This is a genomic window from bacterium (assembly GCA_018814885.1).
In the GTDB taxonomy this organism is placed as follows: domain Bacteria; phylum Krumholzibacteriota; class Krumholzibacteriia; order LZORAL124-64-63; family LZORAL124-64-63; genus JAHIYU01.
Window position 1 is genome coordinate 1 of the sequence record JAHIYU010000014.1, and the last position, 12336, is coordinate 12336.

Annotated in this window: 14 protein-coding genes; all 14 read left to right on the forward strand. The window is 68.0% G+C overall.

The window, feature by feature from the left end:
- A partial coding sequence (locus tag KJ554_00755) for a hypothetical protein (protein MBU0740860.1) occupies positions 1-784 on the forward strand: 784 nt, incomplete at its 5' end.
- Positions 785-892: 108 nt separating this feature from the next.
- The gene (locus tag KJ554_00760) at positions 893-2059 is read left to right on the forward strand and encodes a pyridoxal phosphate-dependent aminotransferase (protein MBU0740861.1); all 1167 of its coding nucleotides are present in this window, start codon (positions 893-895) and stop codon (positions 2057-2059) included.
- A 26-nt stretch (positions 2060-2085) separates the two neighbouring features.
- The gene (gene arcC, locus KJ554_00765; protein ID MBU0740862.1) at positions 2086-3036 is read left to right on the forward strand and encodes a carbamate kinase; all 951 of its coding nucleotides are present in this window, start codon (positions 2086-2088) and stop codon (positions 3034-3036) included.
- Positions 3037-3154: 118 nt separating this feature from the next.
- Positions 3155-4474 carry a phosphoribosylamine--glycine ligase gene (purD, locus tag KJ554_00770; protein ID MBU0740863.1) on the forward strand — a complete coding sequence of 440 codons (1320 nt, stop codon included), beginning with the start codon at positions 3155-3157 and terminating at the stop codon, positions 4472-4474.
- Positions 4475-4486: 12 nt separating this feature from the next.
- The gene (gene purE / locus KJ554_00775; GenBank protein MBU0740864.1) at positions 4487-4984 is read left to right on the forward strand and encodes a 5-(carboxyamino)imidazole ribonucleotide mutase; all 498 of its coding nucleotides are present in this window, start codon (positions 4487-4489) and stop codon (positions 4982-4984) included.
- A gap of 3 nt (positions 4985-4987) precedes the next feature.
- Positions 4988-5593 (forward strand): L-threonylcarbamoyladenylate synthase, encoded by a 606-nt coding sequence (locus tag KJ554_00780; protein MBU0740865.1) that lies wholly within the window; start codon positions 4988-4990, stop codon positions 5591-5593.
- A 101-nt stretch (positions 5594-5694) separates the two neighbouring features.
- Complete coding sequence (locus KJ554_00785; protein MBU0740866.1) at positions 5695-6183, forward strand: hypothetical protein; 489 nt, start codon at positions 5695-5697, stop codon at positions 6181-6183.
- Positions 6180-6644, forward strand: a complete 465-nt coding sequence (gene rpiB / locus KJ554_00790) for a ribose 5-phosphate isomerase B (protein MBU0740867.1) — start codon at positions 6180-6182, stop codon at positions 6642-6644. Before KJ554_00785 ends, rpiB begins: the two co-directional genes overlap by 4 nt.
- 18 nt (positions 6645-6662) lie before the next feature.
- Positions 6663-7919 (forward strand): serine hydroxymethyltransferase, encoded by a 1257-nt coding sequence (locus KJ554_00795; protein MBU0740868.1) that lies wholly within the window; start codon positions 6663-6665, stop codon positions 7917-7919.
- A gap of 10 nt (positions 7920-7929) precedes the next feature.
- A complete protein-coding gene (gene nrdR, locus KJ554_00800; GenBank protein MBU0740869.1) occupies positions 7930-8400 on the forward strand; it encodes a transcriptional regulator NrdR in 471 nt (156 codons plus the stop codon).
- Positions 8393-9193: a twin-arginine translocase subunit TatC gene (gene tatC / locus KJ554_00805; protein ID MBU0740870.1), complete on the forward strand. Its 801-nt coding sequence runs from the start codon at positions 8393-8395 to the stop codon at positions 9191-9193. Before nrdR ends, tatC begins: the two co-directional genes overlap by 8 nt.
- Positions 9194-9263: 70 nt before the next feature.
- Positions 9264-10268 (forward strand): polyprenyl synthetase family protein, encoded by a 1005-nt coding sequence (locus tag KJ554_00810; protein ID MBU0740871.1) that lies wholly within the window; start codon positions 9264-9266, stop codon positions 10266-10268.
- Positions 10269-10307: 39 nt separating this feature from the next.
- Positions 10308-10793 carry a ribosome silencing factor gene (gene rsfS, locus KJ554_00815; protein MBU0740872.1) on the forward strand — a complete coding sequence of 162 codons (486 nt, stop codon included), beginning with the start codon at positions 10308-10310 and terminating at the stop codon, positions 10791-10793.
- Positions 10790-12336: arginine--tRNA ligase (locus tag KJ554_00820; GenBank protein ID MBU0740873.1), on the forward strand; the 1547-nt coding region annotated here is incomplete at its 3' end. The genes rsfS and KJ554_00820, both read left to right, overlap by 4 nt.

Sequence of the window (12336 nt, forward strand, 5' to 3'; positions counted from 1 at the left end):
CTGGGTGGCCACGGCGGAGGCCCGCGGCGCCGCTCTCGATGTGGAGGGGCAGATCGCGGGTTGCGATCCGGGGTACGCGCCGCCTTCGGGCGCCAGGCCGCAAGCCCTGCCGAGCGGCGGAGAACACGGCTGGGCCGTGCGCATCCAGAGGCGAGGCGGCCGGATTACCTGCCAGGCCATGGCCGGGGCCTCGCAGTCCTCACGCCGGGTTGATGATTTCCCGGCGACGGCCAACGTCCGCAGACTGGAACTGGTCCTGCTGGGCGGTGATCCGCGACGTGTCGGCTGGCGCGGGCGCTTGGCCGACAAGGCGGAGACGGTCCGGGGATGGTCGGGACGCCTGCCCTGGCTACCGCCGGCCGAGATCTCGTCTCGACGCGAGACGCGGATATCCGCCCGTCTGTCCGGTCACGCCGGCACCTTGGGCGTGTGTGTGGCGGCGGGGGCGGCCGGCGTGTCTCGAGGTCTCGCCGACGGGACAGCCGCTGCGGGCTGGCGCACCCTCGTCTCGCTGCGCGTGGACGGGCGGCTGGGTCCCGGTCTGGAACTCGATCTGAATCAGGTCTGGGCATGGGGGGCGCCGGTCGATCTGGTCAGCGTCGAGGTGCCCGTGGCCGGTTTCGCGCGGCCCCGGCACTGGGGACGACGCGACGGCGAACGTTCGCTGGGGATCTGCTGGCGGGGGCCGACCTGGCGGATCTCGGCGGCGGTGTCCGTCTGGGAGGTCACGGGCGCAAGTCTCGCCCACGAAGTGCTCGTCGGCCTGCAGTGGGGCGCCCATTGACGTGGCCATGCCATCTTTGACTTGGCGTGTTCGACCGGATACCATTGACGGTAACCGGCGGCAGCGCCACGTGCGGCACGCCGAGCGACCCGTGCAAGGAGAGGGATCATGCTGGCAAATCGGATGAGTAGACTGGGTACGGAGACGGCATTCGTCGTGCTCGCTCGGGCCAAGGCACTCGAAGCCAAAGGGCGTGATATCGTGCACCTGGAGATCGGCGAGCCCGATTTCGACACGCCCGCGAACATCGTCGCCAAGGGCGTCGAGGCCCTGCAGGGCGGCGAGACCCACTATGGTCCGGCCGCCGGCAAGCCCGAGGTGCGGCAGGTCTTCGCCGATTACATCGCGGGCGACAGGGGCATCGACGTCGGCCCCCAGAACATCGTCATCACGCCTGGCGGCAAGCCCATCATGTACTTCGTCATGACCGCACTCGTGAACGAGGGAGACGAGGTGATCTATCCGAATCCCGGCTTTCCCATCTACGAATCGGTGATCAACTTCCTCGGCGCCAAGGCCGTGCCCTTGCCGCTCACCGAGGACAAGGACTTCTCGTTCGATGTCGCCGATCTGGCCGGGCTGGTCTCGGACAAGACCAAGCTGCTGATCATCAACTCGCCCCATAACCCCACCGGCGGCGTGCTCTCCGCCGCGGATCTGGACGGCATCGCCAAGCTGGCCGTCGCACACGATTTCTGGGTCCTCAGCGACGAGATCTACAGCAAGATCATCTACGAGGGCTCGCACGAATCGATCTCCACGCGCCCGGGCATGCTGGAGCGCACCATCATCCTCGACGGACATTCGAAGACCTACGCCATGACGGGCTGGCGCCTAGGCTACGGCGTGATGCCGGCCGACCTCGCCGAGGCGGTGGCCAAGCTGCAGACCAACTGCAACAGCTGCACCGCCTCGTTCACCCAGATCGCCGGGGCGGAGGCGCTGACCGGACCCCAGGACGGGGCCGAGGCCATGGTGGCGGAGTTCAAGGTGCGCCGCGACCTGCTGGTCGAGGGCCTCAACGCCATCCCGGGCATCGGCTGCAAGCGGCCCCGCGGCGCCTTCTACGTCTTTCCCAACGTCGGGGGACTGGGGCGCAAGAGCTCGGAGATCGAATCGCTGCTGCTGGACGAGTACGGCGTCGCGGCACTGAGCGGAACGGCCTTCGGCGCATACGGCGAGGGCTATCTGCGTTTCAGCTATGCCAACAGCCAGGCACAGATCCGCAAGGCCCTCGAGAGGATCGAGCGCATGGCCAAGGACCTCGTCCGCTAGCCGGCGGCGTCGGGCAGGAGGAGATGATGACGACGCGGCGCTTCGTGATCGCCCTCGGGGGCAATGCGATCGTTCCCGTGGGTCGCGAGGGCACCTACTACGACCAGTACCAGATCACCAAGACGACCATGCACCAGGTGGCCGAGCTTTCGGCCGCCGGGCACCAGATCGTGATCACCCACGGCAACGGGCCGGTAGTCGGCAACATCTTCCTGCGCAACGACGCCGGTTACGAGAAGTACGGCATCGCGCCGATGCCGCTCTTCGTCTGCGGCGCGGATTCGCAGGGCGGCCTCGGCTACATGATCCAGCAGAACCTGCAGAACGCCATGTTCCTGCGCGGTCTCGACAAGCAGGTGGCGACGATCGTCACGCAGGTCCTGGTCGATCGCGGCGATCCGGCGTTTGCGAACCCCACCAAGCCCATCGGTCCCTTCTACTCGGCGGAGCAGGCCGAGCAGGTCGCCAGGGAATTCGGCTGGATCGTGAAGGAGGACGCCGGTCGCGGCTGGCGGCGCGTCGTGCCGAGCCCCCGTCCCCGACAGGTGATCGAATTCAGGGTGATCAAGGACCTGCTCGAGGCCGGCGTGCTGGTGATCGCCTGCGGCGGCGGCGGCGTGCCCGTCGCCAAATGCGAGATGGACAAGATCGAGGGCATCGATGCGGTGATCGACAAGGACCTGGCTTCCGAACTGCTGGCGGAGTTGATCGAGGCGGACACGCTGGTGATCGTCACCCAGGTAGAAATGGTCTACCGGCATTACGGGGCGCCCGGGCAGGTCGGCCTGCGTCGGCTGGCCGCGGCCGAGGCCCGCGCCATGCTGGAGGCGGGGGAGTTCCCGGCGGGGAGCATGGGGCCCAAGATCGATGCGGCGCTGATGTTCCTCGCGGCCGGCGGCCGCGAGGTCGTGATCACCGATCCCGAGCATCTGACCGCCGCCATCAACGGCGAGTCCGGCACCTCGATCTCGGCTTGACCCACACGGCGATTGCATGCAGGACGGCCCGCGGGGCCGTCCTTTTCGTTGCGAGGGCCGGAGGCGCTGGGTTATGGTCCAGACCGGCCGCACGGGATCGAACGACCTGGAGAGGGACATGGCGACCAGGGTACTCATCGTGGGTTCGGGGGGACGTGAACACGCGCTCGCCCGTCAGCTGGCGAGGGCCGGCGGCGTCGAGATCTTCGTCGCACCCGGCAATCCCGGCACCGCGGCCCTCGGCGGCAACGTGAGGCTGGACGTGCGGGACCATGTGGCCGTGTCCGGCTTCTGCCGCGCAGAGGATATCCAGCTGGCGATCATCGGGCCGGAGGATCCCCTGATCGACGGCCTGGCCGACGACCTGCGGCGGGCGGGCGTCCATGTCTTCGGCCCGGGAGCCGCCGGCGCGCGGCTGGAAGGCGACAAGCACCACGCGAAGCAGGTCATGGCCGCCGCGGGCGTGCCCACCGCCGCCTACAGCGACCATCACGATCTCGCCTCGGCCCTGACCGCGCTGGACGCGGCCACCTTCCCCGTGGTGGTCAAGGCGTGCGGCGCCGCCCAGGGCAAGGGTGTGGCCATCTGCGCGGACCGCGCCGCGGCGGAAGCCCACCTGCACCTCTGCCTCGTCGATGACGGCTTCGGCGCCGCGGGCCGGCATGTCCTGCTGGAGGAATGCCTGACGGGACCGGAGCTGTCGGTGCTCGCGGTGACCGACGGCGAGGCCTACGCCCTGCTCGCGCCGTCGCGGGACCACAAACGGGTCGCCGAAGGGGACGCCGGGCCCAACACCGGGGGCATGGGCGCCTTCGCCAGCGGGTCCCTGGTACCCGCGGGGCTCGGCGCGGCCATCTGCCGCGACGTGATCGAACCGGTGCTGGCGGAGCTGCGCCGCCGCGGCATCGGCTACCGGGGCGTGCTCTATGCTGGTCTGATGCTGACGTCCGCGGGACCGCAGGTCCTGGAGTTCAACTGCCGGTTCGGGGATCCGGAGACGCAGGTCGTCCTGCCGTTGCTGCGTTGCGACTTCGCGGCGCTGGCCCTGGCCACGGCGCGGGGAGACCTGGGGGCGTTCATCGCCGGCCAGCCCCCGGCCGTCGCGGGAGCGCCCGCCGACTGGCCGGGGGCCGAGTTGACGGACTGGAGCCGCACGGCGGTGGTGGTCGTGGGCGCCGCCGAGGGTTATCCGGGAGTATACGCCAAGGGACGTCCGATATCGCTGCCCGCGGTCGAGGAGGATGCCGCCTGGATCGTGCACGCCGGTACGGCTCGTCGGGATGGCGAACTGGTCACGGCCGGCGGCCGCGTACTGGGTGCCGTGGGCGTGGGCGCGGATTTCGCCGGCGCGCGCCGCGAGGCATACGCTCTCATGGCGCGCGTGGAGTTCGCGGGCATGCATTTCCGACGCGACATCGGCGTCGGTTTCACGGAATAGGAGGCAACCACCATGGGCACCTCGCGCAAGAGCGCGCGCCGGGTCGATCCCCGCGTGGCCGTGGTCCTGGGCAGCAGTTCGGATCTGCCCGTCATCGAGGGAATGCGGAAGCTGCTGGACAGGTTCGGCATCGCCCACGTCGTGGAGATAGCGTCCGCCCACCGCCAGCCCGACAAGCTGCGCCGCTTCGTGAAGAGATGCGACCGCGAGGGAGTGGCGATCTACGTGGCCGTGGCCGGCATGGCCGCGCACCTGCCCGGCGTGCTCGCGTCGCTGACGGCCAGGCCCGTGATCGGCGTGCCCGTGGCCGCCGGCCCCCTGGCGGGCATCGACGCGCTCCTGTCCATGGCCCAGATGCCCGGGGGCGTGCCGGTCGCCACGATGGCCATCGGCGCCGCCGGCGCCAAGAACGCGGCGGTGCTGTCGGCGCGCATCCTGGCGCTCGGCGACGGGAAGATCGCCGCGGCGCTCTCCGCCTACCGCCTGGATCTGGCCGGCGGCGGGACGTAGGACGTGGTGCGGCGGACCAGCGATCCCCGGACGCTCGCGGCGAGCCTGGCGGAAGGCGCGGTGGCCCTGATGCGCACCGACACCCTGCCCGGACTGCATTGCCGCGCGGATCACGCCGCGGCGGTGTCGCGGATCGTGGCTCTCAAGGCGCGGGCGGACGACAAGCCCCTGCTCGTGCTCTGCGACACCCTGGACAGGGCCTGCGGCGTGGGCACGTTCACGTCCCCGGAGGCGAATGCCTACGCCGGGGCATGTTGGCCGGGACCCTTCACCCTGATCTTGCCCGCGACGTCGGCGGCGCCCGCCGCGGCCACGCGTGGCCGCGCAGACGTGGCGATACGCGTGCCCGGACCCCTGCAGCTCCGCGCGTTGGTGGCTGCCGCGGGCGGCCTTCTGGTCTCGACAAGCGTCAACAGGGCCGGAGACCCCCCCCTGACGTCCCTGGAGGACGCCATCGCATTCTGCGGGGACGAGGTGGATATCGTGGGCGACGTGACCTGGCTCGGCGACGACGCGGCGTCGGGCGGCGTGGCCTCCGGCCTCATCGACCTGACCTCCTGGCCGCCCCGTGTGATGCGCGCCGGCTGCATCGCTCCACCCGATTGGTAGGAAAGCGTCGTTAGGCGTTGACAAGAAACACGATACATATGCAGGCTTTCTTGACGGCCTGACATGGGCACTCTAACTTTGGGACCTGGACGGTGATCGCCATGTCCACCGGTGAAGTCCTGTTCATCTGCTCGGGGAACACGTGCCGCAGTCCGCTGGCGGCGGTGATCGCCGAGGCGCGGCTGGGGGCGAGCGGAGTGTGCTGCGTTTCCGCGGGGCTCGACGCCGTCGCCGGCTGTCCCGCCACCGCCGAATCGTGTGAACAGGCCGCCGAGCGCGGTCTGGACCTCTATCGGCATCGCTCGCGCGCGGTGGATTTCCTGACCCTCGACGATGTGGATTGGGTCATCGGCATGACCGTGGACCACCTCAGGCGCTTCAGGAACGAGCGTCCGGACTACGGGGGTCGCGTGGGGTTGCTGGGCCTGCCGGGCGTGGACCTCGCCGCCGGCGGCGACCCGTTCGCCGGCGAGCAGGTGGACGATCCCTACCGCCGCGGCACGGCCGCGGCGTACGAGGCGATGGCCGAACAGGTGGAGAGACTGGTCGCCGCGTGGGCATCGGTGTTCCTCGGAGGTGGGGCGTCATGATGATCGCCATCGGCAACGATCACCGCGGGTACGCACACAAGGTCGCCCTTGTCCGTCGGCTCGAGCGCGGGGGCCATGGGGTGCTCGACATGGGGTGCGGCGACTGCGCGTCGGCGGACTACCCCGATCACGCCCTGGCCGTGGGGGAGGCCGTCGCCGCGGGCGACGCCGAACTGGGCGTGTTGATCTGCGGTTCGGGCATCGGCATGAGCATCGCCGCCAACAAGGTGCCTGGCATACGCGCGGCCCTGTGCTGCAACGACGAGATGGCGGCGACGACCCGTCGCCACAACGATTCGAACGTGATCTGCTTCAGCGGCGATCACACTTCCATCGCCGACGCGGAACGCATGCTGGAGTTGTGGCTGGCAACGGAATTCGAGGGCGGCCGACACGCCCGTCGCGTGGACAAGATCCGCGCCTTCGAGAGAAGGGACGGGGACCGCAAGGCCGACGCCTGAGAGGGCGCGACCCATACCATGGAGCAAACGATGAACCAGAACCTGCATGAGGTGGATCCGGCGATCGGGGCCATCGTCGACAAGGAGCTCGGGCGCCAGCGCGACCAGCTCGAGATGATCGCCAGCGAGAACTTCACCAGTCGCGCCGTGATGGAAGCCATGGGCAGCGTCCTGACCAACAAGTACGCGGAGGGTTACCCCGGCAAGCGCTACTACGGCGGCTGCATCTATGTGGACGAGGCGGAGACCCTGGCCAAGCAGCGGGCTCTGGAGCTTTTCGGCGCCGAACGCGCCAACGTGCAGCCCCACTCGGGCTCGACCGCCAACATGACTGCGTATCTCGCGTTCCTCAAACCGGGCGACAAGATCCTGGGCCTGTCCCTGTCGCACGGCGGGCACCTGACCCACGGCCATCCCGTCAACTTCTCGGGGCTGCTTTTCGCGGCGACCCACTACGAGGTTGACCGCGAGACCGAGACCATCGACTACGACCGCCTGCGCGAGCAGGCCCGGGCGGAACGGCCCCGGATGATCGTCGGCGGCGCCAGCGCCTATCCCCGGTTCTGGGACTACGAGATCCTGCGCGGGATCGCTGACGAGATCGAGGCGATCCTGCTGTTCGACATGGCGCACGTGGCCGGCCTGGTCGCCGGCGGCGTCCATCCCAGCCCGGTGCCCCTGTGCGACGTGGTCACATCGACGACCCACAAGACCCTGCGCGGACCCCGCGGCGGCATCGTTCTCTGCAAGAAGGAGCACATCAAGGCCGTCAACAAGATGAACTTTCCCGGCATCCAGGGCGGACCGCTCATGCACGTGATCGCTGCCAAGGCCGTCTGCTTTCACGAGTGCCTGCAGCCGGCCTTCAAGGTCTACGCACAGCAGACGGTCGAGAACGCGGCCGTGCTGGGCGAGTCCCTGCGCGAGCGCGGTTTCCATCTCGTGAGCGGCGGCACGGACAATCATCTGTTGCTGGTGAACGTCGCGAACAAGGGCCTGACCGGCAAGGACATGGAGGAGCTGCTGGAACGGGTTGGCATCACGGTCAACAAGAACACGGTGCCTTTCGACCAGGAGAGCCCGTTCGTGACCAGCGGCGTCAGGCTGGGCACGCCAGCCCTGACGACCCGGGGCATGGGACCCGAGCAGATGCGCCGGATCGCCGACGTGATGGACCGGGCCGTGATCGCCCGCGCCGACGAGGAGGCGCTCGACGGGCTGCGCTCCGAGACCCTGGACCTGTGCCGGTCGTTCCCGCTCTACCCCGACCTGTAGGGAGCCGACAGTGAAGTGCCCCCTCTGCGGCGCGGATGATGACAAGGTCGTGGACAGCCGCTCCGTCCGCGAGGGGCTCGCCGTGCGCCGCCGGCGCGAATGCACGGCCTGCCACGAGCGCTTCACCACCTATGAGTACATCGAGGCCAAGCAGTTCCGCGTGATCAAGCGCAACGGCCAGCGCGTCGAATTCGACCGCGCCAAGATCATCGGCGGCATCGCGCGCGCCTGCGAGAAGCGGCCCGTGACCCTCGAACAGATGGAGGCCGTAGCCGATGCCGTCGAGCGTGACCTTGCGTCGAATCTTTCCCTGGAGGTGCCGTCCGGCACCGTCGGCGAGCTGGTGATGAAGCGGCTGCGCGACGTGGACGAGGTGGCGTACGTACGCTTCGCCTCGGTCTACCGGTCGTTCAAGGACGTGGACGAGTTCATGCGGGAGTTGCGACAGATCCTGGCCGGCAAGGAGGGCGCCGATGGCTGACGGCTTGCCCCGGCCCGACCAGAGGTCTTCGCCCGCGCGCGAACCGGAGAACGGCCAGGGCGGTCAGATGACCCTGCTCGATCATCTGGAGGAGTTGCGGACCGCGCTGATCCAGTCGCTGATCGCCGTGGGCCTGGCCGCGATCGGCTGCTGGTTCCTGTCCCGGCCGCTGCTCGACCTGCTCGTGGCGCCGCTCACCGCATCCGGCAACCTCGTCTACTTCAACCAGCCGGTGGAAGCGTTCCTGACCCGGATGAAGCTGGCGGTCGTCTGCGGCATCTTCGTGGTCCTGCCGTTCGTCCTGCTGCGCGCTTATCGTTTCGTGTTGCCGGGATTGTACGAGAAGGAGCGCAAGGCGGTCACGCCGCTGCTCGTCGCGTCGGTCGGTCTCTTCTACGCCGGCGTGGCCTTCGCCTACCTGGTGCTGATTCCCAAGGTGATGGCCTTCATGCTCGACTACGCGACGACCTACATGCAGCCCCTGATCGGGATCGGACCGTATTTCTCTTTCGTGGCGCGGCTCTGTCTGGCCTTCGGGCTGGTGTTCGAGTTGCCGCTCGTGATCCTGCTGCTCAGCAGCCTGGGCCTGGTGAATCCGCGCGCCCTGTGGCGGGGATGGCGCTACGCCCTGGTGGCGATCGTCGTCATGTCGGCGCTGCTGACGCCGCCGGACGTCTTCTCCCAGCTGGTGATGGCGGGACCGGTCATGCTCCTGTACCTGGGGTCGGTCGGCGTCGCCATGGCCGTCGATCGGCGCCGCCGCCGCGGGAAGTTGCCAGGAGATAGCGATTGACTTAAGGTAGGTGCGTTGTCGACATTTAACGCGTTGGCTCGATGTGTCGGCCGGTCGTCGAGAGGTATACATGTCTCTGCTTGATCAGGAACGCGTCAAACTCTGGGCCTTGCAGAGGATCATCGGACCGGAGCTGAAGCGCTTCGATGACGTCTACGACGAACTGGTCAGGGGAGACACGCCGCTGATCAACGAGATATGCACGCATGTCAAGCAGGGCAAGAGCAAGCGCTTCCGGCCCACCCTGCTGCTCCTCAGCGCCAAGCACGACGGGAAGGTGGACGACGCGGCGATCACGGCGGCCGCCTGCGTGGAGATGATCCACACCGCCACGCTGCTGCACGACGACTTCATCGACGAGGCCCTGACCCGGCGCGGTCTGCCGTCCGTGAACCACCACTGGGGTCCCTCGACGGCCCTGATCATGGGTGACTACCTCTACAGCAAGGCGCTCGAGAGCCTGATCAAGGTGGAACTGTACGACGCGCTGCGCTTGCTGGCGCGCACCACGGTGCTGATGAGCCAGGCCGAGATGATGCAGATCGAGACCAAGTACGATCTGTCGATCAAGATGGACATGTATCTGCAGATCATCTACCGCAAGACCGCCTCGCTGATCGAATCGGCGTGCCGGATCGGCGCCGGCTTCAACCCCGCGGTACGCGATCTGGCGGCGGCGTTCGGCGAGTTCGGCAGCAAGATCGGTTTCGTCTTCCAGATCACCGACGATGTCTTCGACTATCTCGGCGACGAGCGCCGCCTGGGCAAGCCCACCGGTCAGGACTGGGAGGAGGGACGCATCACGCTTCCCCTGATCGCGGCCCTGGCGAGCGCACCGGCCGGGCAGGGCGAGGCGCTGCTGGATGGCGCGCATGGACTCGCGCCGGAAGAACGCAAGGACTTCTGGCCCGAGGTCAAGTCCTTCGTCACCGACCACGGCGGCGTGGAGGCCGCGCGCGACCTGGCGCGGCTCTACGGGGAGGAGGCCAAGCAGGCCCTCGCCCCCGTGGCGCGCGGCGTGCAGAAGGATCTGCTGGCGGTCTCGGTGGAATACGTGCTCAAGCGGTTGAACTGATCCCGTCGCCGGGATCGTCATCCAAGCAGATGGAATGAGATGAGCAAGCAGACCGAGCCCTGGTACGTTCGAGAGGCGGGCGCGTCCTTCCGTCTGGCGGAGCTGGCGGCGCACGCCATCGTCGCCAAGAAGGGCGAGGACGTGCTGGTGCTGGACCTGCGCGGTCGATCGGACGTGGCCGATTTCTTCGTGCTGGGCACCGGGCTATCCAACATTCAGGTCGAATCGATCGGGCGCAGCGTCAGCGAGGAACTCGCCGGCGCCGGCCACGAACCGCTGCACACCGAGGGCTTCGAGAGTTCCAACTGGATCCTCCTGGACTACGTCGACGTGATCGTCCACGTCATGAAGTCGCGGATCAGGGACTATTACCGGCTCGAGCGCCTGTGGAGCGACGCCGGACGATGCGAGGTCGGCCTCGACTACTTCCGGCGTCCGGAAGTCGCGGGACGGCATCCGGATCTGCCCCTGGTACGCCGCGACGCGGCTGCGGCCGGGGAGCACGAAGCGGAAGAAGGGCCATGATCATCCACGATATCATCAGGGAGGAGATCGGCCGCTGTCTCGAGAGTTATGGTTTCTTCGAGGAGGACATCGAAGTGGCCGTCGAGAAGCCGCGGGACAAGAGCCACGGGGACCTGAGCACCAACATCGCCATGGTCTCGGCCAAGCGCCTCGATCGCAAGCCGCGCGAACTGGCCGGCGAACTCGCGGCGAAGCTCTCCTTCGACCACGACGTGATCGAATCCGTGGAGATCGCCGGTCCCGGCTTCATCAACTTCCGTCTGGCACCCGCCTACCTGGTCGATCTGCTGCTGGACCTCTGGGTCGACGAGGGCGCCCTGCATGATATCCGCACCGGACGTGGCCGGCGCATCAACGTGGAATTCATCAGCGCCAACCCCACCGGTCCGCTCAACGTGGTCTCGGCCCGGGCCGGCGCCTTCGGCTCCACCCTCGTGCGTCTGCTGGACGCCGTGGGGTACGACGCCCACGCCGAGTACTACGTGAACGACGCCGGACACCAGGTGCACCTGCTCGGCAAGTCCCTGCGCGCCCGTACCATGGAGATGCTCGGCCGCACCGTGCCTTTTCCCGCGGACGGCTACAAGGGCCGCTACATCACCTTGATGGCCGAGGAACTGATCGGCCTGTCCAGCAAGGCGATACAGGAACAAGCCGGGGTCTTCAACGACGAGAGCTTCCAGCGCGTGACCGCGCCAGCCGGCAACACCGACGACTGGGTCGCCCTGCCGGAAGACGAGTCGACCACGTGCTTCGCCAAGTACGCCCTGATGAAGATCCTCACCTGGCAGCGCCAGACCTGCCGGCGCTTCGGCCTGCGTTTCGATACCTGGTACTTCGAGTCGGAGCTCCACGAGACCAAGCGGGTCGAACGCACGCTGGACCGTCTGCGCCAGGCCGGCGCCACCTACGTCCAGGACGACGCGACCTGGTTCAGATCCACCGCCTACGGCGACGAGAAGGACCGGGTCATCGTGCGCTCGGGAGGCACGCCGACCTACTTCCTGGCCGACGTGGCCTACCACTACCACAAGTACCAGCGGGGCTTCGAGCGTGCGATCGACTTCCTGGGCCCCGACCATCACGGCCACATTCCCCGCATGCAAGGTGCGATGACCGCCCTCGGCGTACCCGAGGACTGGCTGGAAGTGCAGATCCTGCAGCAGGTGAACTTCGTGGAGAACGGCCGGCCCATCGACATGTCGAAGCGGGAGGGCCAGTTCGTGACCATGGACTCGCTCTGCGACGACGTGGGCGCCGACGTGGCCAAGTACATCTTCCTGACCCGCAAGCCGAACTCGCACCTGGATTTCGACCTGGACCTGGCCCGCGAGCAGTCCAACGAGAATCCCGTCTACTACGTCAAGTACGCGCACGCGCGGATCTGCTCGGTGCTGCAAAAGGCCGCCGAGGCCGGCTGGTTCGACCTGTCGCCGGCACCGGAGCCCCTGGCGCGACTGGGGGATCCGAGCGAGCGGAGCCTGGTGCGCGAGTTGATCCGTCTGCCCGAGATCATCGCCGGCGCCGCCGAGAGCCGGGAACC

Coding starts and splice junctions, on each gene's coding strand:
- KJ554_00760 (MBU0740861.1), top strand. CDS start 893: ATGCTGGCAAATCGGATGAGTAGACTGGGTACGGAGACGGCATTCGTC.
- arcC (MBU0740862.1), top strand. CDS start 2,086: ATGACGACGCGGCGCTTCGTGATCGCCCTCGGGGGCAATGCGATCGTT.
- purD (MBU0740863.1), top strand. CDS start 3,155: ATGGCGACCAGGGTACTCATCGTGGGTTCGGGGGGACGTGAACACGCG.
- purE (MBU0740864.1), top strand. CDS start 4,487: ATGGGCACCTCGCGCAAGAGCGCGCGCCGGGTCGATCCCCGCGTGGCC.
- KJ554_00785 (MBU0740866.1), top strand. CDS start 5,695: ATGTCCACCGGTGAAGTCCTGTTCATCTGCTCGGGGAACACGTGCCGC.
- rpiB (MBU0740867.1), top strand. CDS start 6,180: ATGATGATCGCCATCGGCAACGATCACCGCGGGTACGCACACAAGGTC.
- KJ554_00795 (MBU0740868.1), top strand. CDS start 6,663: ATGGAGCAAACGATGAACCAGAACCTGCATGAGGTGGATCCGGCGATC.
- tatC (MBU0740870.1), top strand. CDS start 8,393: ATGGCTGACGGCTTGCCCCGGCCCGACCAGAGGTCTTCGCCCGCGCGC.
- KJ554_00810 (MBU0740871.1), top strand. CDS start 9,264: ATGTCTCTGCTTGATCAGGAACGCGTCAAACTCTGGGCCTTGCAGAGG.
- rsfS (MBU0740872.1), top strand. CDS start 10,308: ATGAGCAAGCAGACCGAGCCCTGGTACGTTCGAGAGGCGGGCGCGTCC.